The organism is Sporosarcina sp. GW1-11, assembly GCF_033088395.1.
Lineage (GTDB): Bacteria > Bacillota > Bacilli > Bacillales_A > Planococcaceae > Sporosarcina.
On the sequence record NZ_JAPMIW010000018.1, the window covers coordinates 17,284 to 39,841 of the forward strand.

Here is a 22,558-nt window from a genome sequence, read left to right on the forward strand (position 1 = left end):
CACTACCGTCGCATAAAAATATTGAGGTAGACTAAAAAGGTATAGTCAAAAAATGAATGTTTGCTGTCTCTGTTCAGCTGTCTTTGTTTTTTCTTACTAGCCAAAAATAGTAGAAAGAATATTTTGCGACGGTAGTGTCTTCTCTTACTTAAATTTATTATACCGATACATAATTTACATGGATTTATAAAGTGTTTTTGATTTTCCTCATAGCAATTCTTTACTTGCCGTAAATATTCAAGATTTTTTTCTCGCTCTTTTCACTTTACTCTTTAATATCCGAATTGACAAAATGATACCAGATATAGTTAGGAAGATAATACCAAAAGTAGTAATATCATTTATAAATACAAACTTAAAACCATCAACTATTCCTACATGTAAGTCATACATCCATTTTTTAATAGTCGAGTCACTGTATGACTTAGCAACCTCTCCTTTCTCAGTTACGACTACAATTGTTCCTCTATCGTCATTTAAATGTACATAATAAAAATAGCCTAAACCATGAGATGCATAGTTAACACTCATAATGTCTGAAATAGAAAACAATTCCGAAGCTGTTGCTATTTCAACAGCTTCAGGCACAGTTTTTTCACCTTGTTTTGCTAAATTATTAGCATTTTCAGCTATTTCATCGTAATCAGGATGTAAATAATGGACATTTTGTTTATGAAACCACCCATGCTGATGATTTAAATAAAATCCTGTAACCGATAACATTAAAATTGTTACACTTAAAATTAACCCAATATATAAGTGTAAGTTTAAGACTGATCTTCTAAACATATATACTTTCCTCATTTCTTAGTCCATATTTATTCATATATTTTTGCTTTGAGAATTATAGTTGAAATAAAGCTGTTGAATAGATTGTTCTTGTGCATTTGAAAAAACAGGAAAAAATAAGATCAATAGTAATCAGAATGCCACTGTAATTAAATCTTTTTGAATACTAAACACCACCTTTTTAAGCCTATGCGTTTTACTTATCCGAACAATATTTAGTTCGTTATTCGTTCAATTATTAATGACTTTTCACCCCCATAAAACTCATTAGCAAAATAATACATTACATGTGTGAAGTTATTGAGAGGTTATTTCGAATTTTTTCTTATAACAAAACTCTAAAGTAATGGGCTTAATCAAATTGCATTTAGTAATTCGAACAACAATCAAGTAACAATCATCAACAGTGCCAGAGAGCGTATTTCATATTTGATTAAAAGCGGGAAAAGGCAGGAGGCAGCCGATGAATTCGCAGAGGTATTTAAACAAATAGAAGAAATACATCCGCTCCATCCCTTATATACCTATAAACCTACTGAATTGGGATCCAAGATTGTTTTTGAACATCAGCCACTAAATGCGGAAGTAGCAAAACAATACCCAATTAAGTATAGGGGAAGATTCTCTATTATTGACAAGGACATGAAATTAGGAGAAACCATTAATGAGTTTTTAAGTCGAAAGCATGTTAGACAAGAAAAGGTTCAAATAGATGTAAAATACATTGAGACATGGATTGGAAAGAAAAAAATAATAGATCCGCTTTCCTTAGAACAAAATGCTATTAAGGAAGGGGATTGGTACATGCTCCCTGCCCCCTTACCACCCCCGATTAGGGCAAAATTAGTATCCACTAGGGTTGAAGATAACGTCATTATCGACTATATGGAATTAAGAACAACCAAGATTAATAGAATGGATAGTATTGCGGTGATCAGCAACGAACATCAAAAAGATTCACCTGTGCTTTTCTCCCTTATATTTAAAAACCTTTCCAACAGTGATCCGACAATTAACCGATTTGACATCGACATGAATTTTAAGATTAGGGAAAGCTTTGAAAGGACCGTTATGGCGGAAATAATATTCCTAACCTTCTTGAAGTGTTCTATTAGCAATGGGAATATGATTTTATCTGACTTGGAGAAGGGAGTAAATTTTTTCGAAGCCCAACCTTCCACTTTAGATACGGATTACGACGCTAAAACCGTCGATGAAAGACTGTCACTATTAAATGATCTACGATTAATGGAACATTATTTTTGTGTAAAATTCCATCTTCCCGACAACATGAAAGATGAGGATTTTAGGAAGTTTGAAATTTTAAAAGCGATCATGGAGGAAAAGGAAGTAGTTACAGGTCTTAAGAATTTCAACGCAACCTTTAATGGTATAGATGGATTAAAAAGGTTAATTGATGATGCAGAAGAAAAATCTATTAAGATCACTGCAGATTCTTCCGATCAACTAAATATCAATCTTTTCGGGGCGGAAATAAATAATGTTAATATGTCATACACAATAGAAGATATAAAAGTAAAGAATCCAGAAAGGATTAAAGAAAAGATTAGATTATTTGATGAGAGCGAAATTATTAAAGTCGAGTTTATTCCTGGTGAAAAAAATAAATTATCGACTCGTTATAGTGTAGATTTGAAAAATGGTGTTCGAGATAATGACGAAGAAAGAAATAGATAGCAAAATTCATAAAATGGCCATCCATAAGTTCAAAGTTGACCTTATGGATGGCTCTTTTTACTTGTCCAAACCCTTTTTCTTAATAAACTCCTCAAAGTCATTGGACGAAGGTTGTTGTATCCGATACTGATTGAATTTATCATATTCGTCTGATGCCAATTGGTCTGCCACAGCCTTTGATACTTTTCCAGCATGTTCAAGAATATCCCGATCGTTGAATTGTAAGAAACCATTTAGCTTTTCTATCCAATCCTTCATATACATTGGGCGGTTTCGCTCGGCTTGATCTTCTGCGTAATCGAGATACATTGTTACAATTCTGTTAAGAGACTTCATTTCTTTTTCTGTTAAATAATTCTTGGCGACAGTGATGTCCTGCTTACGGACTTTATCGCCCTTCCAACTTGTTAATCCCATATTTTCTTTTGTAGCATCTGCTCGGCTTGCAATAAGTTCGGCGGCCGTTTGACCATGAATAGCAAAGTGAAGCTTGTTTTGAACCGTTGCAAAGAAGTCTTTAGTAACCTTCGCCGTTTTATCATAATCAACTGATGTAGCATAGATATCAGTAATTTTAAGGTAGAATCTTTTTTCGGAAGCGCGGATGTCCCGAATCCGTTCCAGTAATTCATCAAAGTAATCCTGTCCAAGATTTCTCACTTCTTTAAGACGTTCGTCATCCATTGTAAATCCTTTAACAAGATATTCATTAAGTCGTTCCGTTGCCCATTGACGAAATTGTGTACCTCTATGAGAACGCACCCGATACCCTATAGCGAGAATCATTTCAAGATTATAAAATGAAACTTCACGCTCTACTTCCCTTTTCCCCTCGATTTGAACTATTCGGTTTCGCCGAATAGTTGATTGTTCATCGAGTTCGCCTTCACTATAAATATTCTTAATATGCTCATTGATTGTATTGACACTTTTTTGAAACAGCTCTGCGATAGCCTTCTGCGTCATCCAAACGGTTTCATCTTCCAATCTTACATTGATCTTGGTGTGACCATCTTCCGTTTGATACATCAATATGTTTGTATTATTCTCCATTTCCTCGCTCCCTTTTCAAGTTTTCCTTTTCACTTAAATTACCGTTATTATTTTTTCATTTTAACCTGATTTTAACTTCTCATCTCAGTGTAATGGTATATGGAAAAGAAGTCCCTCCATGCAGAAGAAATGGATATTTTACTGAGTCACCACCATGAATTTCAGTTACAACACTTTCTAATAATGGATTAATAACTCCTACTTCTCATTGCTGTCTTTATGTCAATTGTACTGATTTAAAATTTCCTTAGTAAGCTTCAACACTATTCCCTGTTTGCCATTCACTTATGATACGGTTCCCCCTTAATAATCCGAAACCCACGATAAATCTGCTCCACTAACACCAACTTCATCAACTGATGAGGAAACGTCATCTTAGAAAATGATAACTTCTCATTCGCACGCTGCAATACACTACTATGTAACCCTAGTGATCCGCCAATGACAAAGACAATTTTGCTCTTACCGTATGTCATTAATGATTCAATACTCGCTGCGAATTCTTCCGAAGTTTTCATTTTACCGTCGATTGCTAGTGCGATGACATACGCGTCTGGTGCAATTTTAGCTAAGATTCGATCGGCTTCTTTCTTTTTGACGATTTCCATGTCGGCTTCGCTTAGTGTTTCAGGTGCTTTTTCATCAGCTACTTCGACTAATTGCATTTTGGCATAGCTATTTAGACGCTTTGTATACTCTTCTATTCCTTGTTTCAAATACTTCTCTTTTAACTTACCCACGGTCACAATTATTATATTCACAACTTATCCACTCACTTTCCAAAAGTTATACACAATACTTATGCACATATCCACAGCCGAATCTATATCTTGTGCCTGGCTACCTGCTCACTACTACATATAAAACTCTCTCTTTAGTTTACCACAGAATTGTGGATAACTTTTTCCTGACTAGTTTTTTTATTTGTGCTTTGTTTCTTTCATAAAAAAATAAAAACCTCATAACCTATTGACCTGTAAGGTGTTAGCACTTGTCAGTAATTTTAATTAGTCTATTTTTTACATATTTTATTTTACACAATATTATGCACATTATTTTGATTCTATCCACAATTGGATAACTTCATAAAAAAATCAGGCATCGTAGCGCAGTTTTGCTACAATACCTGATGTGGATTGAAAGTTGTTCACTATGTGGATAGTTTAGAATGTGTTTCCGTCTTTCAACACCATCTCTAAGTCCAACTGTTTGCCATCTCGGTATACTTTTACTTTCAATGTATCGCCAATTTCTTTCTTATTGTACAAGTATTTACGAAGTGCGACCATATCTGTCACCTTTTCTTCATCTAGCTGCACAATTGTATCATACTTCTTTACACCTGCTGCTTGAGCTGGTGAATTTGCCATTATATCTGTGACAACAACGCCTTCTGTCACATCTTCAGGTAAATTCAATGTCTGTTGTTGTTGCTGGATTGGAATTTGTTGAAGATCGAGTAATGATACGCCCATTGTCGGACGATTAACTTGTCCTGTTTCTTCTAAGTGCTCGATAATCGGTAACGCAATATTGATCGGAATCGCTAAGCCAATACCTTCTACCGTCTCTTGAGAGATCTTCATGGAGTTTATACCAATCAGTTGGCCTGCCATGTTGATCAATGCACCGCCTGAGTTCCCTGGATTGATCGCTGCATCTGTCTGTAAGACGTCTGCTTGCCAATCAACAATACCGTCTTTATTAAGATCCATTGGAATCGACCGGTCTTTACCTGAAATGACACCGACTGTTACGGATCCTGCAAAACCAAGACCTAGTGGATTTCCGATGGCGATGACCGTTTCACCACGTTTTAGTGCATCTGAATCACCAAATTCAACTACCTTATCGACATGTTTCGCGTCGATTTCGACCACAGCCAGGTCAGTCCATAGATCGCTACCGATTAGTTTTCCCTTTGTTTTTGTGCCATCATCAAATGTGACTTCAAGCTCTTCAGAGTTTTCTACGACATGATGATTCGTGACAATATATGCTTTGTCGCCTACCTTTTTATACACGACGCCAGATCCTGATCCAGCTTCTTGTGTCGACGTTGTGGATGACCAGAAGTCCTGGACTGTCTGGATATTGGTGATGCCTACAACGGCCGTTGCAACGTCTGCTACTACGTCTGTTACTTCATTGGAAATATCCATTGGTACTTGGATGTGCTGGGAGTTTGTTGTGCCTACCCCGAGATCCTTCTGCACGTCACTTTCTTTACCTGGAACTTCTGTAAAATTCATCATGACCCCAAATACGATCAAACCGCCAAGTAATGCGCCGAATAAACCTGGCCAAAAGCCACCCTTGCGTTTCGGTTGACGCGTTGGTTCTATCTGTGATTTAGGTTGCCACTCCGACTCTCTTCTTTCTTCATCCATCCGCTACTCCTCCTCTTCAGTTCCAAAGTTTCCTACATATACTGTACCCCAACGCCCCAATGAAAATGCAAAAAGCCCCACTAATTTAAGTAAGGCTTTTTGCGTTTTTGTTAGACTAGCACAAGTTCCGTGGATTCTGAGGCGTCTGTATCATGCAAGTGGACAAATTCTCCTGCACGAATGCCACAGTCTTCAAGTGTTTGCGCTACGCTCATACGCGCTAAGTCCTTCATATTATTATCTAGACTCAAGTGGGCTAAGTAAATTTGTGTGTCTTTTTGAGCTACTACTTCGCTCATTGCGACGGCCGCATCTTCGTTAGATACGTGTCCGACGTCACTCAATATACGACGTTTGATGGACCATGGATAGCGTCCCATCTGAAGCATACTGACATCATGATTACTTTCGAATACAAAACTATCTGCACCTTGAATATGCCCCTTCATGCGATCGCTAACGTAGCCTGTGTCGGTAATGATTGCTAGCTTGCGATTGCCTTCATTGAATGTGTAGAACATCGGATCCGCAGCGTCGTGGGATACAGCAAATGATTGGATATCCAGTGAGCCAAATGTTTTCACCGTCTCCATATCAAAATGAAAACGCTGATCAATAGGAATCTCGCCGACAAGTCCGTCCATCGCCTGCCATGTTTTTGCATTGGCATAAATGGGGGTTTTGTACTTTCTTGCGAGAACGCCAATCCCTTTAATATGATCACTGTGTTCATGTGTGACGAAAATGCCGTCAATTTGTTGCATGGAACGACCAATTGATGCAAGTAAACCTTCTATTTTCTTGCCGCTCATCCCTGCATCTACAAGAAACGCATGTTCATCGGTCTCTATATATAGCGAGTTGCCTGTGCTGCCGCTCGCCAAAATGCTAAAGCGCATGTGGAAAACTCCTATTCTGTTTGTTCTTCTAACATATTAGGTTGGAACTCGATAAACTTTCCTTCAATCGCATTGATGAAGTAATTTTCGATTGTCCCATCTCTTAATTTTACCTGAATGTTCCACGTTGGTGCAAATACTTGAGTTTCCGTTAGCTGAACTAATATCGAATAACCGGACTTCACTTGCATAACAGTAGAACCTTGCTTCAAATAGCCCCTTGTCACGAGTGAACCTACTGCATCGTCTGGTGACAGCAAATCCTTCTTATGATTAAAGCTGACGAAATCATCCAACATACTTTGCTCATAATGAGTCACATTTTCATCACCATCCCAGTGAATGACTAGCATGGCGTTCGGACTATGGAATATCGTTTCATTCTTTACACGCTGAAAGAAAGTCGCGCGCTGATTCTCTTCATCCACTTCCCAGAGTACATAACTATTTCCTTTTAGAACATACTTCAAAAGAAAATCGTCAAATTCAAATTCGCCTTTTTCATCTTTTATGGAAATTTGTTTTTTCATATGAGAAAGCAATCTTGAGTTTTCGATTAAAACGAAGGATTGGCTACTTAAGCTTTTCAAATCTTCCTCTGAAAAACTAGCGATATGTGCAGATAAGTAAGAGACTTCCTTTTTCATGAACGGAACTGGATTGTATGTGACCTCTTCTAGCTCTAATGCATCTTCTAAAGACATCTTTGGTATGACTTGCATATTATCTACATCCATTTGACGATCCAAGTATAACCAATACAAGAAAATATTCAGAATGGAAAAGACGATGATGAAAATTGTTTTGGTTTTATTCCAATCCAAACTGTTCACCTCCCCCAGAATACTGCGCTGGTGTGAAGCGGAACCAGTTATCTTTGATTAGGTAATACCAACAAGGTTGCAAAATGAGCAAGTTTCGATTTTCATCATGGATCAAATAATAGCCAACAGTGATTTCATCAATCAAATCAAAATTTAGTTCATCGGAATTTTTTAAGGCTTCTGCTACATCTATCCCTGAAGGTAGCTCTTCCTCTACCTTTTCCACATTGACGTCAAGTGTATAGTACGGTCTGATGTATTTAAAAACACGTGATTCTCCCCATTTCTGGGTGATCTTATTTGTTTCTGATTGGTCGCTATAAACCGGTAAACCATCTACATATAACTGAAACTCCACGTGACGCGAGATTGGATTCATATAAGTGAAACGGAATTCATCTGTCCAACCACCATGTTCGTTAATGAAATCGATGGTATTTAGTAGAAGCTCTGAAGGAATAGCTATTTCTTGAGATTCCGCGGCTGGCATGACATAGTTCAGCATTTTAGTCTTCATATTGACGCTCATGAATGCATGGTCGTCTCCATATTCTTCATGGCTGGAATCCACTTGACTACGCTTCACGGCATTCGGGTCAGTGAATAATGCATCTCGAAAACTACGTGGATTGATTTCTTCCTGATAATACGTATTTCGAGTGGTCGAAACAGGATCTTTTGGCACCGCTAGCAAAGGAGCGTTGCCACGATCAATTTCCGCATATTCATTAAACGATTGACCGACATCTACCACATTACGCAAGAAACTTGATTTATTAGATAGCGTGATTTGCGCTTGGTAATGCAAGCCGTTTGCTTCACTGACAAAGTGAAGTGTCGGCAATTGAGTAGACTGACTCCAGTCGATAATCAATCGATTGAATGTCGATTCCGGTATGTTCGTGTCACTCATGAGTAGAACATTATCGTATACAAGAATCGGTACTTCGCCAGGAAAGTATAATGTCATCTGACTAGGCCGTTGTAATAGTTGGGCAATCTCCAACTTACTTAATTTCTGATTGATAAGGTGAAAATCACTAATCTCCCAATTTCCCATTTCAGAAAGAATCGTATTAATCTTACTTGCTTCTACGGAGCCGAGTACTTGATCCTTTAAGTTTGTAATTATTTTATATGGTTTGATAATCTCATCGATTGTCTTTTTTTCTGCAATGGAAATATCCACTGTTTGCATTTGTTCCATCGGTTCATAGTTCGGTGAAAAATTCCAGACCGTAAATGTGAACATGATACTCAAGACTACAAGCAATAGTAATACGATAGATTTGACAGTTTCTACGTATTTCAATCCCACTCACCATCCTCTTGTTGTTCAAATGGCAAGTTGAAGAAGATTGTTGTTCCTTTCCCTTCTTCACTTTGTGCCCAAATCTCTCCTTTATGGGCCACTATCATTTCTTTGGCAATGGCAAGACCTAGGCCTGTCCCGCCAAGTGCACGTGAACGCGCTCGATCTGCACGATAGAATCGGTCGAAAATTCGTGTGACATTGGATTTAGGAATTCCCATACCGTCGTCTGAAATCATGACTTTAATATAGTCACCAGAAACTGTGACTCCGAAACGAACTTCCCCGCCATCCGGTGAGTATTTCAAGGCATTGGAAATAATATTATCAAGCACTTGCGTCAGTTTATCGGTGTCAATTTCTACAAACAAACTACTGGAATACAAATTCCTTGTGAATCGAACATTTTTTGATTTAGAGAACTCAAAACGTTCAATGACAGCATTGAAGAAACGATTGAATTCTACCCATTCTTTATTCAGTTCATATTCCTTACTATCCATACGAGAAAGTTTTAGCAAGTCATTGACGAGTCGAATCATTCGCTCGGTTTCGTTTTGCGTTACGCGTAGGAAATTCGGTGCAATCTCTTCATTTCTCCATGCACCTTCAGCTAGCGCATCTAAATAACTGCGCATCGTAGTAAGTGGCGTCCGTAATTCATGTGAAACGTTTGAAACGAATTCGCGACGTTCCATATCAATCTTTTCTTGCTCCGTATTATCATGAAGTACGACGATCAAGCCATTGACGAAGCCTGTCTCGCGCTGTGTAACAGAAAAAGTTGCACGTAAAATATAGGATTGTTCTTCGGTACTGAAATCTAATGGAATCGACTCTTTGACCTGAATCAATTCTTCAAATGTATAGTCAGACTCGATGCCAAGAATGCTTGTAATCGGTCGGTTGATCACTAAATCATTTGTCACATCAAGCATTTGTAAGGCCGAGTCATTGATCAAACTAATACGTCCTTTACGATCAGTTGATATGACACCGTCCGTCATGTTTTCGAGAACAGAGGCTAGCTTTCGCCTTTCACTCTCGGTTGTAGATTGAGATTCCTGTAATTGATTGGTCAAATGGTTGAATGCAATCGCCAATTGCCCCATTTCATCAGTCCCGTATACTTTTACTTTACGTGTGAAATTACCATTCGCCATTGCCCGAGCTTGTCGCCGCATGTCGGATATTGGACGCGTAAATGTTCGAGCGATGAAAATACCAACAACAATTGTGATCGTTAATGATACAGCAGCTGCTCCGGCCAGTATGCGGTTAATTTCTTCAATTTGCTGGAACACGGACTCTATATTCGCCTCAACGTATAGAGAGCCAATTACTTCATTGCTGTCTACTATAGGTTGGGCTAAAGATAGCACTCGTGTCTGTGTCTGGGGATCAAGCGTTATGGCATCTTTAATTGTCTCAGACGTAATCGACCGCCTAACACTGTCATTTGTGGAATGCTGACCAACCCTCGTTTGACTTTCATAAGATGAAGTTGCGAGAATACGATACTTTGAGTTAATGACACGTATTTCAATAATGTCGTCCGAAGTGAACTCTACTAAGACTTTTCTCAAGCTTTGCTCAAGAGTGGGATCACCATCTTTACGCTTTTTCATCATCTCTTCTCTTACACTATATTCAACTAAATTCATCCGATCGACAATTGAGTTAGTAAAGTTTTCTTTCAGCGTTTGTTCTAGTTCACGAGCAAAGTAAAGCCCGATAATCTGCATCGATACGAGAATAAGCAGGACATAAATCAAGACAAACTTAACATGAATCGAACGGAAAAAACCTACTTTCTGCATAGTGTCTTACTCCTGTTCCGGGTCGCGCAAATAATAGCCTACACCACGTCTTGTAACAATCCAGCTAGGGTGACTAGGTGTGTCTTCGATCTTCTCACGCAAACGACGAATCGTAACGTCTACTGTCCGTACATCTCCAAAGTAATCATAGCCCCATACCGTTTGCAGCAAGTGTTCCCGTGTCATGACTTGGCCGATATGCTTTGCTAAATAATAAAGCAACTCAAATTCACGATGTGTCAGTTCAATTGTTTCGCCACGTTTTTGGACGAAATATGCATCTGGTTGAATAACCAAATGTCCTACTGTAATATCATTCGTCGCTTCCTCTTGGTCTTCTGCTATCGTTCTCGCATGACGTCGTAAATTTGCTTTAACACGTGCAATTAATTCACGTGTTCCGAATGGTTTAGTTACATAATCATCCGCGCCTAGTTCAAGTCCTAATACTTTATCAATTTCTGAATCTTTGGCGGTTAACATAATTATTGGGAAGTCATACTTTTTACGCACTTCACGGCATACTTCCATGCCATCACGTTTAGGTAACATAATATCGAGCAGCATGAGGTCGGGTTGAATTTCTTCTACACGATTAATGGCATCCTCACCGTCATATGCGCAAAAGACATTGAATCCCTCCTTTTTTAAGTTAAATTCTATAATATCCGCAATGGGTTTTTCATCGTCTACTATAAAGATCGTTTTGTTTTGCATGGTCTGTTCCTTTCCCGCCACGAAGGCGATCGGTTTTTTAGACTGTTTACTGCTTGTAAAATTTCTTTCCATATCCTTTAACTCTATCACGAATACGGTCAAATCGCACTTTTTTCAGGTACCTATAACTTGTCCCAAATAAAAAACAACACTTCCTATTCTATAAGTTTAGAGAGGAAGTGTTGTACTATTAGTTAGGAGGAGGGCCTTCGTGCTGACTCCAGTCAATATTAAGAAACTTATTATATTCTTTCGCAAACGCTAAAGTTACTGTACCGGTTGGGCCGTTACGTTGCTTGGCGATAATGATTTCAATCATGTTTTGCATTTCAGTTTCCTTATCGTAATAGTCTTCACGATATAAAAATGACACGATATCAGCATCTTGCTCAATACTTCCTGATTCACGTAAGTCAGACATCATTGGTCGCTTATCTTGTCGTTGCTCTACCCCACGTGATAGCTGGGAAAGCGCTATGACAGGAACTTTCAATTCCCGCGCTAAAGCTTTCAATGAACGTGAAATTTCGGATACTTCTTGCTGACGGTTATCACTACCGCGGCCGCTTCCCATGATCAACTGCAAGTAATCAATCATAATCATGCCCAATCCATGTTCTTGCTGCAAACGTCTGCATTTAGAACGGATTTCGTTGATACGAATACCTGGACTGTCATCGATGAAAATGCCTGCGTTGGATAGTGAACCCATTGCCATCGTAAGTTTACGCCAATCATCAGCCTCTAGATTCCCTGTACGAAGCACTTGTGCATCAATATTACCTTCCGCACAAAGCATACGCATGACTAGCTGTTCAGCACCCATCTCTAGACTAAAAATCGCGACATTCTCATCTGTTTTTGTCGCGACGTTTTGCGCTACGTTCAAAGCGAATGCTGTCTTACCGACCGATGGACGCGCTGCTACAATGATCAAGTCATTACGTTGAAAGCCTGCTGTAATTTTATCTAAATCACGGAATCCTGTAGGAATGCCTGTAACGTCCCCTTTACGGGTATGCAGTAACTCGATATTGTCATAGGTCTCTACTAAAACGTCTTTGATGTGACGGAAATCTCCAGCATTTTTTCGACTGGACACTTCCATCATCTTTTTCTCAGCTTCACCTAGTAAAGCTTCGACCTCATCTTCACGTGTATAACCATCTTCAACAATCCCGGTTGCTACGCGGATTAACTTACGTAGCAACGACTTCTCTTCTACGATATTGGCATAATAGACAATATTTGCAGCAGTCGGCACGGCATTCGCAAGCTCTGTTAGGTACGAGATGCCTCCGATATCTTCTAACTCGTTTTTCACCTTTAACTCTTCAGTGATTGTCACGAGATCGATTGGCTGTCCTTTATCACTTAGCACAAGCATCGTCTCGAAAATCTTCTTATGCGCTACTCGATAAAAGTCTTCAGGCATTAAAATTTCCGATGCGGTAATTAAAGCTTGTGGTTCTAAAAATACAGCTCCGATGACCGACTGTTCTGCTTCATTATTATGAGGAGGCGTACGCTCGATCATCTGGTTCAAGCTATTATCTCCTTATCATTCTTCTGTAACATGCACTTTAAGCGTTGCTGCTACATCAGGGTGTAATTTAATCGGAACATTTGTGAAACCAAGTGCACGGATTGCATCAGGTAATTCCATTTTTCTACGATCAACTTTGATTTTATGTTGTTTTTCAAGTGCTTGGCCAATCTGTTTCGATGTGATGGAGCCGAATAAACGTCCGCCTTCACCAGACTTTGCTTTTAGTTCAACTGTTAACTTCTCGATAGTTTCTTTCAATTCCTTTGCTTCTGCTAATTCAGCTGCTGCGTCTTTCTTTTGACGATTTTTTTGTCCTTCTAGTTGGCTTAAGTTGCTCGGCGTAGCTTCAATTGCTATATTATTTTTCAATAAATAGTTTTGTGCGTAACCAGTCGATACTTCTTTCACGTCACCTTTTTTACCTTTTCCTTTAACATCCTTCAAGAAAATAACTTTCATCATTCATTTCCCCTCTCAACATATTGATTAATTGTATCTTTTAACTTACTCACTGCTTCTTCTATTGTCTCTACTTCTAACTGGCAGGCAGAATTCGTCAAATGACCGCCACCTCCCAAGTCTTCCATGATGACTTGGACATTTAAATCACCTAAAGAACGGGCGCTAATTCCAACCTTCCCATCCCCACGTTTAGCTATGACAAATGATGCAGAAATACCTTGCATCGTTAGAAGTATATCCGCCGTTTGCGCGATGAGTACGGAGCTATGGATCACTTCATCATTGCCCTTAGCAATCGCTATTTCACCGGATCCGACCAATTCTACCGTTTCAATTAATTTAGAACGCTCGATATACGTCGTAATATCTTCTTTTAACAAACGTTGTACAAGTACGGTATCTGCTGCATTCGTCCGTAAATAGGAAGCAGCTTCAAAGGTACGTGCACCTGTACGCAATGTAAAGCTTTTCGTGTCAACAACGATCCCCGCAAGCATTGCTGTTGATTCTAGCATCGTTAACTTTTCATTCTTTGGCTGATACTCCAGCAATTCCGTAACGAGCTCCGCTGTAGAGGACGCGTACGGCTCCATATAGACGAGTACGGTGTTGTTGATGAACTCTTCCCCACGACGATGATGGTCGATCAAAACAACCTTCTGTGCCTTGTCTAGAACACGCTCATCAATGACCATGCTCGGTTTATGTGTATCGACAATGACGACAAGTGAACGCTCCGTCATCAATTCCAATGCTTCATCCGGCATAAGCATATGATTGAATAAGTCTTCATCTTTCTCAACTTCATCCATCAATCGGCTTACACTCGCATCGAGCTCATCAAAATTGACGACTACATATCCTTCAACACCGTTCATGCGAGCCATTTTACGAACACCGATAGATGCACCAATTGCGTCCATGTCAGGCATCTTATGCCCCATTACAAACACACGATCACTATCTTGAATTAAGTCACGCAACGCATGCGAGATGACACGCGCACGTACTCTTGTACGCTTCTCCACGGGGTTCGTTTTACCGCCGTAAAACTTCAGCTTACCATCATGGTGTTTAATAGCCACTTGGTCACCACCACGACCTAATACTAAGTCCAAACTCGACTGCGCTAATTCACCTAGTTCTGTCAGTGATGTCGTGCCCGTTCCTACACCAATACTGAGTGTAAGTGGTGCTGTATTTTTTGATGTATTTTCACGGATTGTATCCAATATTGTAAATTTCGTTTTCTCTAATTGCTCTAACGTACCTTCATTGAATACTGCCAAGAACCGTTCAGATGAAATACGTTTTACGAAAATACCGTTTTCATCTGCCCATTCATTGACCAATGATGTGACAAGCGAGTTCATCTGACTCCTCGTTTGGTCATCCATTGTCTGAGATAACTCATCGTAGTTATCGACAAGCAAAATCCCTATCGTCGTCCGATCCGCGTAGTAAAGGGATTGGATCTTTATGCGCTCTGTTACATCAAATAAATAGAGTAATTTTTCTTCCGGCTTATAATACACTTTATACGAGCGGTTATTCAGTTTGATGATATCCTGCTCTGTATCCTCTTTCATAACTTGTCGGAAGTCTTCATTCACTTCATAGAGCGCGGATCCTACCCATGACTTATCTGGATAAATAGTAGAGACGAACGGATTCACCCACTCGATTAATTGCTTATCATTAAGCAAGATAATTCCTATAGGTAATTCTAGTAATGCTTCCTCACCGACCTTTTTCATTCGATAGGATAAGGTTTCGATATATTTTTCAGTTTCCAGATAGCCTTCATTCTCTATCTTCCATGCTATTGCCAAAGCCATAGCATAGAGAACTGCAAAAATGAGTCCAGCCCAAAATTGAAATAGCATTAGTAACACTGCACCTATTGCTCCTAGGAAAGACAAGACAGCTAGCGGAATTCGTATCGCTCGTTTTTTATAAAATAAATTCAATGTCTTAACTCCTCCCCTCTCTGTCTTGATCTATCCATGCGCGAATATTAATTGCGATATCTAATACACCGAGCATTACGGTGAATGGACTAAGGAACATTGCGAGTAGCGTAGCAGGTACGTTGACAATGACAGGTAGCTTCATCTTTTGCAATGCGTAGTAAATCAATGCCAGACCTTGTAAAAAGAATAAGAATCGGAAGATGAGTATAGCATTTGCTTCCATTAGATAAAATGTCGTTCCTTGTTCTGGTTGCGACAGTATAGAAATCATTAATAGTGCCAGATAAACAACAACGGTTGCAAATGGCAAGCGCATAGTTAAGAAGGATGCGAATTTAGGGACCTCAAAACGTAATCGTGCGGCCACTGCCATAATGGGCATAATAAAAAAGTAAGCCGTTATAAAAACTGACAAAATAAATAGCGATGGGATAATGGTTTGGTAATACGAAAATGCTTCTGCAACCATCCGCTCTACTTCTTTTGTTGAATTACCCATTCCACTTAAAATGCTAAGTGCTTCTTTTTGTATAGTTTCAAATTGTTGCAGTAGCTGATCGATTGGATTGATTTTGAAAAACCAAACAGATCCAAGATACAGCGCACTTAAAGATAGAAGAAGTGTTACACCAGTTGCCATGAATACATAAAGTTTTGACTTGCCCGTTCGAACAGCGTCTCCAATAACGAATCCGACCATACTCAAAACAATTGCAGAAGGTATAGATAACAATCCACCAATCAACAAGGTAATGAGCCATGTACACGCAGCTACGAGCGACGTAGATAGTCGATCGTAACGTAAACGGTATAATGTCACAGGCAGTGGGATTAGCAATAATGTCAACATCCCGAGTAATGGCACATACAATGTAAATGCTAGTAGTATGGCGAAGAGTGCTACCATCATCGCACCATACGTAATTCTCCTTGTTTGATCTTGCATATCTTTCACGCCTCAATTCATTCATAACTTTTTGTTTCTGCTTACCATTAGTTGCGTAAGTAAACAAATTTGTATGAACACTGATTATAATTATTCTACATTCACCCTTCTAATTGTATCATGATTCGACCTGAAATCAAAAGGACGCGTTGTGTCATCTTCCAGTTATATGGGAGGCTTTACAATGAATAGCAGCTCCAAATGCCCGTGATATATCTTTACTTTACTATTACCCTAACGTCAATAAATAGGTAAATAAAAAACCGCCACTGACTGAATAACTCAGTCAGTGGCGGTTTGTATATTACCGCTCTTCTGAAACGAACGGAAGAAGTGCCATGATGCGTGCACGTTTGATTGCAATCGTCAATTTACGTTGGTATTTAGCGCTTGTACCAGTAACTCGACGAGGCAACATTTTTCCTCGCTCAGAGATAAACTTCTTCAACAAGTCAACATCTTTATAGTCGATATGTGTAATGTTGTTAGAAGTGAAATAGCAAACTTTACGGCGTCTGCGACCTCCACGACGTGGTGCCATAATTGTTGTCCTCCTTCCTATTTGCGTATTAAGTGAAACGTTCTATCAGAATGGCAAGTCATCATCAGTTACTTCGATTGGACCGCCGCCTGATTGGAATGGATCATTGTCAACACGCGTTATATTTTGCTGATTCGGTTGGTAGGATTGCTGGTTGTTGTATCCTTGTCCTTGGTCTTGCATAGGTGCATTATACGAAGGTACTCCACCGCCATAAGACGGTGCCTGCGGCCGTTCTGTATTAGCTCCACGCGGTTCTAGGAATTGGGTACTGTCCGCAACAACTTCTGTCGTGTAAACACGCTTACCATCTTGTCCTTCAAAGCTGCCCGTCTGTATACGGCCATCTACTCCGGCAAGACTTCCTTTTCGTAAGTAATTCGCGATATTTTCAGCCTGTTTACGCCAAGCTACACAGCTAATAAAATCTGCTTCTCGCTCTCCTTGCTGGTTAGTGAACGCACGGTTCACTGCCAATGTGAAACGAGTCACAGCAACACCAGTTTGTGTATACTTTAGCTCAGGATCTTTCGTTAATCGACCAACTAAAACGACACGGTTTATCATTCAGAATCAAACCTCCCTCATCATTGGAATAAATTATTTATATCAGCTTACGCATCCACACGAACTGTCATATGACGAAGAATATCTTCGTTGATGTTCGCTAGGCGTGTAAATTCATCGATTGCTTCGTTACCAGCGTTTGCAGTTACTAATTGGTAGTAACCTTCACGTAGATCGTCGATTTCGTATGCAAGACGACGCTTGCCCCACTCTTTCGACTCGATGATTTCCGCTCCGTTTGAAGTTAAGACGTTATCAAAACGTTCAATCAACGCTTTTTTCGCGTCATCTTCAAGAGTTGGGCGCATAATGTACATAATCTCGTACTTTCTCATCAATAGTCACCTCCTTATGGACTTGGCCCTGCTTTTTCAAGCGGGCAAGGAGTAAGTAATTTAGATATTACTCACATCAGTTGATATTACCATAACTCTGCTTTAATATCAACCCTTAATATACTATACTGAATAATTTAAGGAGTGATTTCATATGGAACAACAAGATCCTGTCATTGTAGAGTTAGATTTACAAAAAGTAGCGAAGCAAAGCATTTGGCTAACCTTCCTACCGCTCTTTATACTTTTGTTGATTCGTTTCTTTTTAGAGAGTGGATTGTTCCTAAGCTTTTCATGGTGGTATTTCTTGTATTTTTGTATCGGTTACATACTATTGATTGTTATACATGAGTTTTTCCATTTGCTTGGCTTCCGTATTTTCTGCAACGTACCGTGGAAGAATATGGACTACGGCGTCAATTTGAAAATGGGTATCGCTTATGCCACTGCTGATCAGCTAATGGACAATAAAAGCATCCGCAAAGCGCTATTGTGGCCGTTTTGGATGACTGGCATCTTACCCGCTATTATTGCACTTTATATTGGCGACGGTGTCCTGCTAGTGTTAGCAGCGACGTTGATCGGCGGTGCCGCTGGTGACTTTGCAATGTACAAAGAACTAAAGAAATTTCCCGACGATGCAATGGTCAAGGATGATCCTGAATTGCCGAAGTTGTATATTTATTCGGCTGAGTAAAAAATGTCGGATCCAAAAGTGAGTACTTAACGTTTTGTCTGGGATTTCTGTTACAGAAAGGGACGCTTTCCGGAGGGCGTAGCTTATGCTGCTCCCCTCGCTATGCTCAATCCAGGGTCATAAGGCGGACGCTGATCCTCCCGAATGCGCTCGCCTGAAACGTAGCGTAATGGTGGACCTTTCTATTAGCCATGCCTTTATCTACAATGAAAAAGCTGTTTCCCCTTTAATAGGAGAAACAGCTTTTTATATTATACGTTGAAACGGAACAGCATAACGTCTCCGTCTTTAACGATGTACTCTTTACCTTCTAAACGAACTTTACCAGCTTCTTTTGCTGCCGTCATTGAACCGTGCTCAACTAAATCATCATACGCTACTGTTTCCGCACGAATGAATCCACGTTCGAAATCTGTATGGATTACGCCTGCACATTGCGGAGCTTTCATCCCTAGACGGAACGTCCATGCACGAACTTCTTGTACGCCTGCCGTGAAGTACGTAGCGTATCCAAGCAATTTGTACGTTGCTTTGATCAATTGATCTAGTCCCGATTCCTTGATGCCTAGTTCTTCAAGGAACATTGCTTTCTCATCGTCTTCAAGCTCTGCCATTTCTTCTTCAATCTTCGCACAAACAACGATAACTTCTGCATTATCTTTCGCAGCGAAGTCACGTACTTGCTGAACATATGGGTTATTGTCTGCATCTACTATTTCATCTTCTGAAACGTTTGCCACATATAGCATCGGCTTGATCGTCAATAAATTCATACCCTTAATTACTTGGAATTCATCATCTGTCAAATCAATTGCACGAGCCGCCATTTCTTTTTCGAAGCCGTCTCGCAACTTCAATAACACAGGTTCTTCAATCATTGCTGCCTTTTCTTTTTGTTTAGCCATTTTAGAGACACGTGCTAAACGCTTTTCCACACTTTCCATGTCAGCCAAAATCAATTCTAAGTTGATAATATCGATGTCATATAGTGGATCTACTTTCCCTGCTACGTGCGTAATGTTCTCATCTTCGAAACAACGAACAACTTGGCAAATCGCATCTACTTCACGAATATGTGAAAGGAATTTATTTCCGAGTCCTTCACCTTTACTCGCACCTTCTACAATTCCTGCAATATCCGTAAATTCGAATGCTGTTGGTACAGTCTTCTTTGGCGTGACAAGTTCTGTCAGTTTTTCTAATCGTTCATCTGGTACTTCAACAATCCCTACGTTTGGATCAATAGTACAGAACGGATAGTTTGCCGCCTCTGCTCCTGCTTTTGTAATTGCATTAAATAACGTTGATTTTCCTACGTTCGGAAGACCTACAATTCCTGCTGTTAACGCCATTCTTCCCACACCCTTCTCATCTATTCAAAAATTTCATTATTCGCTAGTCAACCATTTCATTATAAGGACAATACCTATGAATGTCTATTTGTTCTCAAGACTCGTTCTTTAGCAAAACTTTTTTCATCTTCTTAGCAAACTCATTGCGCGGAATCATAACGCTATGTCCACAACCTTCACACTTGATCCGAATATCAGCACCCATACGTATAATTTTCCATGCATTCGTACCACAAGGATGTGGTTTTTTCATCTCCACGACATCATGCAAATCAAACTCTTTCTCCGCCATCTTATGAATCTCCTTTCGTCTTTTCTTGATACAACACCATTTTCGGATATGGTAGCTCAATCCCATTCTCATCCATAAACTTCTTCAAGTCCTGACGTAATTTTCGTCCTGCTCCAAAGTTTGCAACTGGTTCTGTCTCCGCTATAATACGTAGCACAACACTAGAGGCGTCAAGTCTTTGAACACCAATCACTTCCGGAATACCAATCACTTCTGCATAGCGATCCTTTGGTAAGTTATTCAAAAATCCATTAATTAATTCTGCTGCATGATCAATATCCGTTTCATAAGATAAGTCAAGATCCAATATAAGTTTAGAATTATTCACGGAGAAATTGATTACCTCGCCAATTTGTCCATTCGGTACGATATACAGTTCGCCACCGAATAAAGCGACTTTCGTTGTTCGCAATCCAATTTCTGTTACCGTTCCTTCAGCCGTATTGATCCGGACATAATCCCCCACCCCAAATTGATCTTCAAAAATGATAAAAAAACCTGAGATGACGTCTTTTACTAGGCTCTGTGCGCCAAAGCCAACCGCCAAACCAAGAACCCCTGCACCAGCTAAAAGTCCCTTCACATCAATTTTAAACTCTGACAAAATAGCTAATATAGCAGAAAAATACACAACATACGTCAATGCATTTTCAAGCAACTTAACGATCGTCTTTTCTCGTCTTTCCGTCTTGCGCATTGGGCTTTTCAATTTAATAGCGAAAGAACGTCGAATGAGTATATGACCTACTTTCACCAAAATACTCGCGACGACAATGATTAAAAAGATTCGCAATGCAAAAAGTCCCGTACCAAACCAAAACGTAGAGTCAAGTATCGTATTATTTGCTTGCTCAGTCGTTTGCTTTACTGCCTCTTTAATTGTCTCTTCCACAGTTCCTAGGTTTTCTTTCACATCTGCTTTTGTAGCCACTGTCATTGAAAGAAATCCTCCTTCCGTATAAACCTTTACACACCAGGCTATACTGCACAGCAATACGTACGTAGGTTTACTTCAGTAATCTAGCGTATAGAAAATATAAAGGAATGGTGTCTCCATATGTATATAGCCGAACCTTCTTCTTATCAATACCGCATTTCCTATAAAGAATCCGCTGTCGTCTGGAAATTAAGTTCATATTTCATCGAACATATCCCTTTTAAACAACAGCCAATCATTTTCTATTGTATCGGCACAGATCGTTCGACGGGAGATGCTCTAGGCCCACTTACCGGTTCTTATCTTTCTGAACTCAGTCTCTTTCCCTACCAGGTGATCGGCACACTAGAAAACCCTCTACATGCGCTTAATCTAGAGCAGCGGATTGAACAGACAGAAACGCTTTATCCTGACGCTTTTACTGTAGCTATAGATGCCTGTCTTAGTAAAAGGGACGCAGTCGGTCATCTATTATTCCAAAATGGCCCGATCTTGCCAGGGAAAGCCGTCGGAAAAGAACTCCCCCCTGTTGGTGATGTGTCCATTAAAGGTGTCGTTAATATTGCAGGATTTATGGAACAAGCTGTGTTACAAAGTACTCGACTACATTTACCGTTTGAAATGAGTCGAATGATTGGACGTGCTTTACAACTTGCGCACCATCGTCAAAAATCAGAATGCGTAAACGATCGTTACAATAATAGCCACTACGCCAATCCCTGGAATAAAGTTCGCTATCCGGATCTTGGTCAAACCGATTAAATTCAAACCAATCGCTGCAATCATTAATCCACCCGTTGCTGTCATTTCGGAAATAAAGAACTGCAACAACTGATCCGGAACAAAACGACTAATGAACGTAGCAAGGAATGTAATACTCCCTTGGTAAATAAGTAGAGGTATCGCAGAAAAGGCAACGCCAATTCCTAGTGTGGAACTTAAAATAATCGATGTAAAACCATCCAATATTCCTTTCATCACCAGAACATTATGGTCATTTCGGAGTCCGCTATCGATTGCGCCAATGATTGCCATTGAACCTACACAAAATATTAATGTAGCAGTCACGAACCCTTGAGCAATACCCGGGCTCTCCTTTTTTGAAGGCAACTTACTTTCTATCCATTGACCCAAAAGATTCACCTTTTGATCTAAGTCAATCCATTCACCAATGATTGCACCGATCACAATACTAATAATCACAATAACAATCTGTGTAGTTTGGAACGTCATCTGTAAACCAATGGCTACAACTGCAAGACCAATACCATACATAATCGTTTCTTTCATTCGCTCTGGTATACCGTGCAAAAACCGTCCTATTAATGTGCCAATCACAATTGTTAATACATTAAACAGCGAACCAAATAATATCATCCATTCACGTCCATGTTCTTTTCAAGAA

Annotated in this window: 23 protein-coding genes; 3 read left to right on the forward strand and 20 right to left on the reverse strand. The window is 39.6% G+C overall.

Translation table 11 applies throughout. From position 1 onward, the window contains the following. Nucleotides 1-237: 237 nt before the first annotated feature. Entirely contained in the window at nt 238-789 is a 552-nt protein-coding gene (locus tag ORD22_RS11320) for a PepSY-associated TM helix domain-containing protein (protein WP_317646101.1), read from the reverse strand. A gap of 429 nt (nt 790-1,218) precedes the next feature. Here ORD22_RS11320 and ORD22_RS11325 point away from each other — a divergent pair, with 429 nt between their 5' ends. Further along, a complete protein-coding gene (locus tag ORD22_RS11325; RefSeq protein ID WP_317646102.1) occupies nt 1,219-2,487 on the forward strand; it encodes a hypothetical protein in 1,269 nt (422 codons plus the stop codon). 57 nt (nt 2,488-2,544) lie between these two features. Here ORD22_RS11325 and ORD22_RS11330 read toward each other — a convergent pair whose 3' ends face one another. The 15 genes from ORD22_RS11330 to rpsF all read right to left on the reverse strand — a co-directional run bounded on the left by ORD22_RS11330 (nt 2,545) and on the right by rpsF (nt 17,875). Next, nucleotides 2,545-3,540, reverse strand: a complete 996-nt coding sequence (locus tag ORD22_RS11330) for a virulence RhuM family protein (protein ID WP_317646103.1) — start codon at nt 3,538-3,540, stop codon at nt 2,545-2,547. 281 nt (nt 3,541-3,821) lie between these two features. Further along, nucleotides 3,822-4,301, reverse strand: coding sequence for a 23S rRNA (pseudouridine(1915)-N(3))-methyltransferase RlmH (gene rlmH, locus ORD22_RS11335; RefSeq protein WP_317646104.1), 480 nt, complete (start codon nt 4,299-4,301; stop codon nt 3,822-3,824). 402 nt (nt 4,302-4,703) lie between these two features. Beyond that, nucleotides 4,704-5,930, reverse strand: a complete 1,227-nt coding sequence (locus ORD22_RS11340; protein ID WP_317646107.1) for a S1C family serine protease — start codon at nt 5,928-5,930, stop codon at nt 4,704-4,706. Between the two features lie 110 nt (nt 5,931-6,040). Then, a complete protein-coding gene (locus tag ORD22_RS11345; protein WP_317646108.1) occupies nt 6,041-6,829 on the reverse strand; it encodes an MBL fold metallo-hydrolase in 789 nt (262 codons plus the stop codon). 11 nt (nt 6,830-6,840) lie between these two features. Next, on the reverse strand, nt 6,841-7,653 hold the full coding sequence (locus ORD22_RS11350; protein ID WP_317646109.1) for a two-component system regulatory protein YycI: 813 nt from the start codon (nt 7,651-7,653) through the stop codon (nt 6,841-6,843). Beyond that, nucleotides 7,640-8,971, reverse strand: coding sequence for a YycH family regulatory protein (locus ORD22_RS11355; RefSeq protein ID WP_317646111.1), 1,332 nt, complete (start codon nt 8,969-8,971; stop codon nt 7,640-7,642). Before ORD22_RS11355 ends, ORD22_RS11350 begins: the two co-directional genes overlap by 14 nt. Then, entirely contained in the window at nt 8,962-10,785 is a 1,824-nt protein-coding gene (gene walK, locus ORD22_RS11360; protein WP_317646112.1) for a cell wall metabolism sensor histidine kinase WalK, read from the reverse strand. Before walK ends, ORD22_RS11355 begins: the two co-directional genes overlap by 10 nt. A gap of 6 nt (nt 10,786-10,791) precedes the next feature. Further along, on the reverse strand, nt 10,792-11,502 hold the full coding sequence (gene yycF / locus ORD22_RS11365; protein ID WP_317646141.1) for a response regulator YycF: 711 nt from the start codon (nt 11,500-11,502) through the stop codon (nt 10,792-10,794). Nucleotides 11,503-11,692: 190 nt separating this feature from the next. Next, nucleotides 11,693-13,039, reverse strand: a complete 1,347-nt coding sequence (gene dnaB, locus ORD22_RS11370; RefSeq protein ID WP_411567647.1) for a replicative DNA helicase — start codon at nt 13,037-13,039, stop codon at nt 11,693-11,695. A gap of 24 nt (nt 13,040-13,063) precedes the next feature. Next, nucleotides 13,064-13,510: a 50S ribosomal protein L9 gene (rplI, locus tag ORD22_RS11375; RefSeq protein WP_317646143.1), complete on the reverse strand. Its 447-nt coding sequence runs from the start codon at nt 13,508-13,510 to the stop codon at nt 13,064-13,066. Next, on the reverse strand, nt 13,510-15,483 hold the full coding sequence (locus ORD22_RS11380; protein WP_317646114.1) for a DHH family phosphoesterase: 1,974 nt from the start codon (nt 15,481-15,483) through the stop codon (nt 13,510-13,512). The genes rplI and ORD22_RS11380 overlap by 1 nt, the downstream gene beginning before the upstream one ends. 4 nt (nt 15,484-15,487) lie before the next feature. Continuing rightward, nucleotides 15,488-16,432 carry a YybS family protein gene (locus tag ORD22_RS11385; protein ID WP_317646116.1) on the reverse strand — a complete coding sequence of 315 codons (945 nt, stop codon included), beginning with the start codon at nt 16,430-16,432 and terminating at the stop codon, nt 15,488-15,490. A 304-nt stretch (nt 16,433-16,736) separates the two neighbouring features. Continuing rightward, nucleotides 16,737-16,976 (reverse strand): 30S ribosomal protein S18, encoded by a 240-nt coding sequence (gene rpsR, locus ORD22_RS11390; RefSeq protein WP_317646144.1) that lies wholly within the window; start codon nt 16,974-16,976, stop codon nt 16,737-16,739. Between the two features lie 42 nt (nt 16,977-17,018). Further along, entirely contained in the window at nt 17,019-17,540 is a 522-nt protein-coding gene (gene ssb, locus ORD22_RS11395) for a single-stranded DNA-binding protein (protein ID WP_317646117.1), read from the reverse strand. 47 nt (nt 17,541-17,587) lie between these two features. Then, on the reverse strand, nt 17,588-17,875 hold the full coding sequence (rpsF, locus tag ORD22_RS11400) for a 30S ribosomal protein S6 (RefSeq protein WP_317646118.1): 288 nt from the start codon (nt 17,873-17,875) through the stop codon (nt 17,588-17,590). A 154-nt stretch (nt 17,876-18,029) separates the two neighbouring features. Here rpsF and ORD22_RS11405 point away from each other — a divergent pair, with 154 nt between their 5' ends. Next, on the forward strand, nt 18,030-18,572 hold the full coding sequence (locus tag ORD22_RS11405; protein WP_317646119.1) for a DUF3267 domain-containing protein: 543 nt from the start codon (nt 18,030-18,032) through the stop codon (nt 18,570-18,572). A 251-nt stretch (nt 18,573-18,823) separates the two neighbouring features. Here ORD22_RS11405 and ychF read toward each other — a convergent pair whose 3' ends face one another. From ychF to ORD22_RS11420, 3 genes are all read right to left on the reverse strand, one after another. After that, the gene (gene ychF, locus ORD22_RS11410) at nt 18,824-19,924 is read right to left on the reverse strand and encodes a redox-regulated ATPase YchF (RefSeq protein WP_317646120.1); all 1,101 of its coding nucleotides are present in this window, start codon (nt 19,922-19,924) and stop codon (nt 18,824-18,826) included. Nucleotides 19,925-20,018: 94 nt separating this feature from the next. Then, nucleotides 20,019-20,216, reverse strand: coding sequence for a DUF951 domain-containing protein (locus ORD22_RS11415; RefSeq protein WP_317646121.1), 198 nt, complete (start codon nt 20,214-20,216; stop codon nt 20,019-20,021). A 1-nt stretch (nt 20,217) separates the two neighbouring features. Further along, nucleotides 20,218-21,153 carry a mechanosensitive ion channel family protein gene (locus ORD22_RS11420; protein WP_317646122.1) on the reverse strand — a complete coding sequence of 312 codons (936 nt, stop codon included), beginning with the start codon at nt 21,151-21,153 and terminating at the stop codon, nt 20,218-20,220. Nucleotides 21,154-21,273: 120 nt separating this feature from the next. Here ORD22_RS11420 and yyaC point away from each other — a divergent pair, with 120 nt between their 5' ends. Continuing rightward, nucleotides 21,274-21,915 (forward strand): spore protease YyaC, encoded by a 642-nt coding sequence (yyaC, locus tag ORD22_RS11425; RefSeq protein WP_317646123.1) that lies wholly within the window; start codon nt 21,274-21,276, stop codon nt 21,913-21,915. Here the strand turns inward: yyaC and ORD22_RS11430 are convergent. Then, nucleotides 21,826-22,530: a DUF554 domain-containing protein gene (locus tag ORD22_RS11430; RefSeq protein ID WP_317646124.1), complete on the reverse strand. Its 705-nt coding sequence runs from the start codon at nt 22,528-22,530 to the stop codon at nt 21,826-21,828. The two genes, yyaC and ORD22_RS11430, sit on opposite strands and share 90 nt — an antisense overlap. Between the last annotated feature and the right edge of the window lie 28 nt (nt 22,531-22,558).

What these genes read in the sequence shown, in the direction of transcription:
- ORD22_RS11385 (WP_317646116.1), bottom strand. Translation starts at nt 16,432, where the DNA reads ATGCAAGATCAAACAAGGAGAATTACGTATGGTGCGATGATGGTAGCA.
- walK (WP_317646112.1), bottom strand. Translation starts at nt 10,785, where the DNA reads ATGCAGAAAGTAGGTTTTTTCCGTTCGATTCATGTTAAGTTTGTCTTG.
- ORD22_RS11405 (WP_317646119.1), top strand. Translation starts at nt 18,030, where the DNA reads ATGGAACAACAAGATCCTGTCATTGTAGAGTTAGATTTACAAAAAGTA.
- ORD22_RS11340 (WP_317646107.1), bottom strand. Translation starts at nt 5,930, where the DNA reads ATGGATGAAGAAAGAAGAGAGTCGGAGTGGCAACCTAAATCACAGATA.
- yycF (WP_317646141.1), bottom strand. Translation starts at nt 11,502, where the DNA reads ATGCAAAACAAAACGATCTTTATAGTAGACGATGAAAAACCCATTGCG.
- ORD22_RS11345 (WP_317646108.1), bottom strand. Translation starts at nt 6,829, where the DNA reads ATGCGCTTTAGCATTTTGGCGAGCGGCAGCACAGGCAACTCGCTATAT.
- rpsF (WP_317646118.1), bottom strand. Translation starts at nt 17,875, where the DNA reads ATGAGAAAGTACGAGATTATGTACATTATGCGCCCAACTCTTGAAGAT.
- rplI (WP_317646143.1), bottom strand. Translation starts at nt 13,510, where the DNA reads ATGAAAGTTATTTTCTTGAAGGATGTTAAAGGAAAAGGTAAAAAAGGT.
- ORD22_RS11330 (WP_317646103.1), bottom strand. Translation starts at nt 3,540, where the DNA reads ATGGAGAATAATACAAACATATTGATGTATCAAACGGAAGATGGTCAC.
- ORD22_RS11320 (WP_317646101.1), bottom strand. Translation starts at nt 789, where the DNA reads ATGTTTAGAAGATCAGTCTTAAACTTACACTTATATATTGGGTTAATT.
- ssb (WP_317646117.1), bottom strand. Translation starts at nt 17,540, where the DNA reads ATGATAAACCGTGTCGTTTTAGTTGGTCGATTAACGAAAGATCCTGAG.
- dnaB (WP_411567647.1), bottom strand. Translation starts at nt 13,039, where the DNA reads ATGATCGAGCGTACGCCTCCTCATAATAATGAAGCAGAACAGTCGGTC.
- ychF (WP_317646120.1), bottom strand. Translation starts at nt 19,924, where the DNA reads ATGGCGTTAACAGCAGGAATTGTAGGTCTTCCGAACGTAGGAAAATCA.
- ORD22_RS11420 (WP_317646122.1), bottom strand. Translation starts at nt 21,153, where the DNA reads ATGACAGTGGCTACAAAAGCAGATGTGAAAGAAAACCTAGGAACTGTG.
- yyaC (WP_317646123.1), top strand. Translation starts at nt 21,274, where the DNA reads ATGTATATAGCCGAACCTTCTTCTTATCAATACCGCATTTCCTATAAA.
- ORD22_RS11430 (WP_317646124.1), bottom strand. Translation starts at nt 22,530, where the DNA reads ATGATATTATTTGGTTCGCTGTTTAATGTATTAACAATTGTGATTGGC.
- ORD22_RS11415 (WP_317646121.1), bottom strand. Translation starts at nt 20,216, where the DNA reads ATGGCGGAGAAAGAGTTTGATTTGCATGATGTCGTGGAGATGAAAAAA.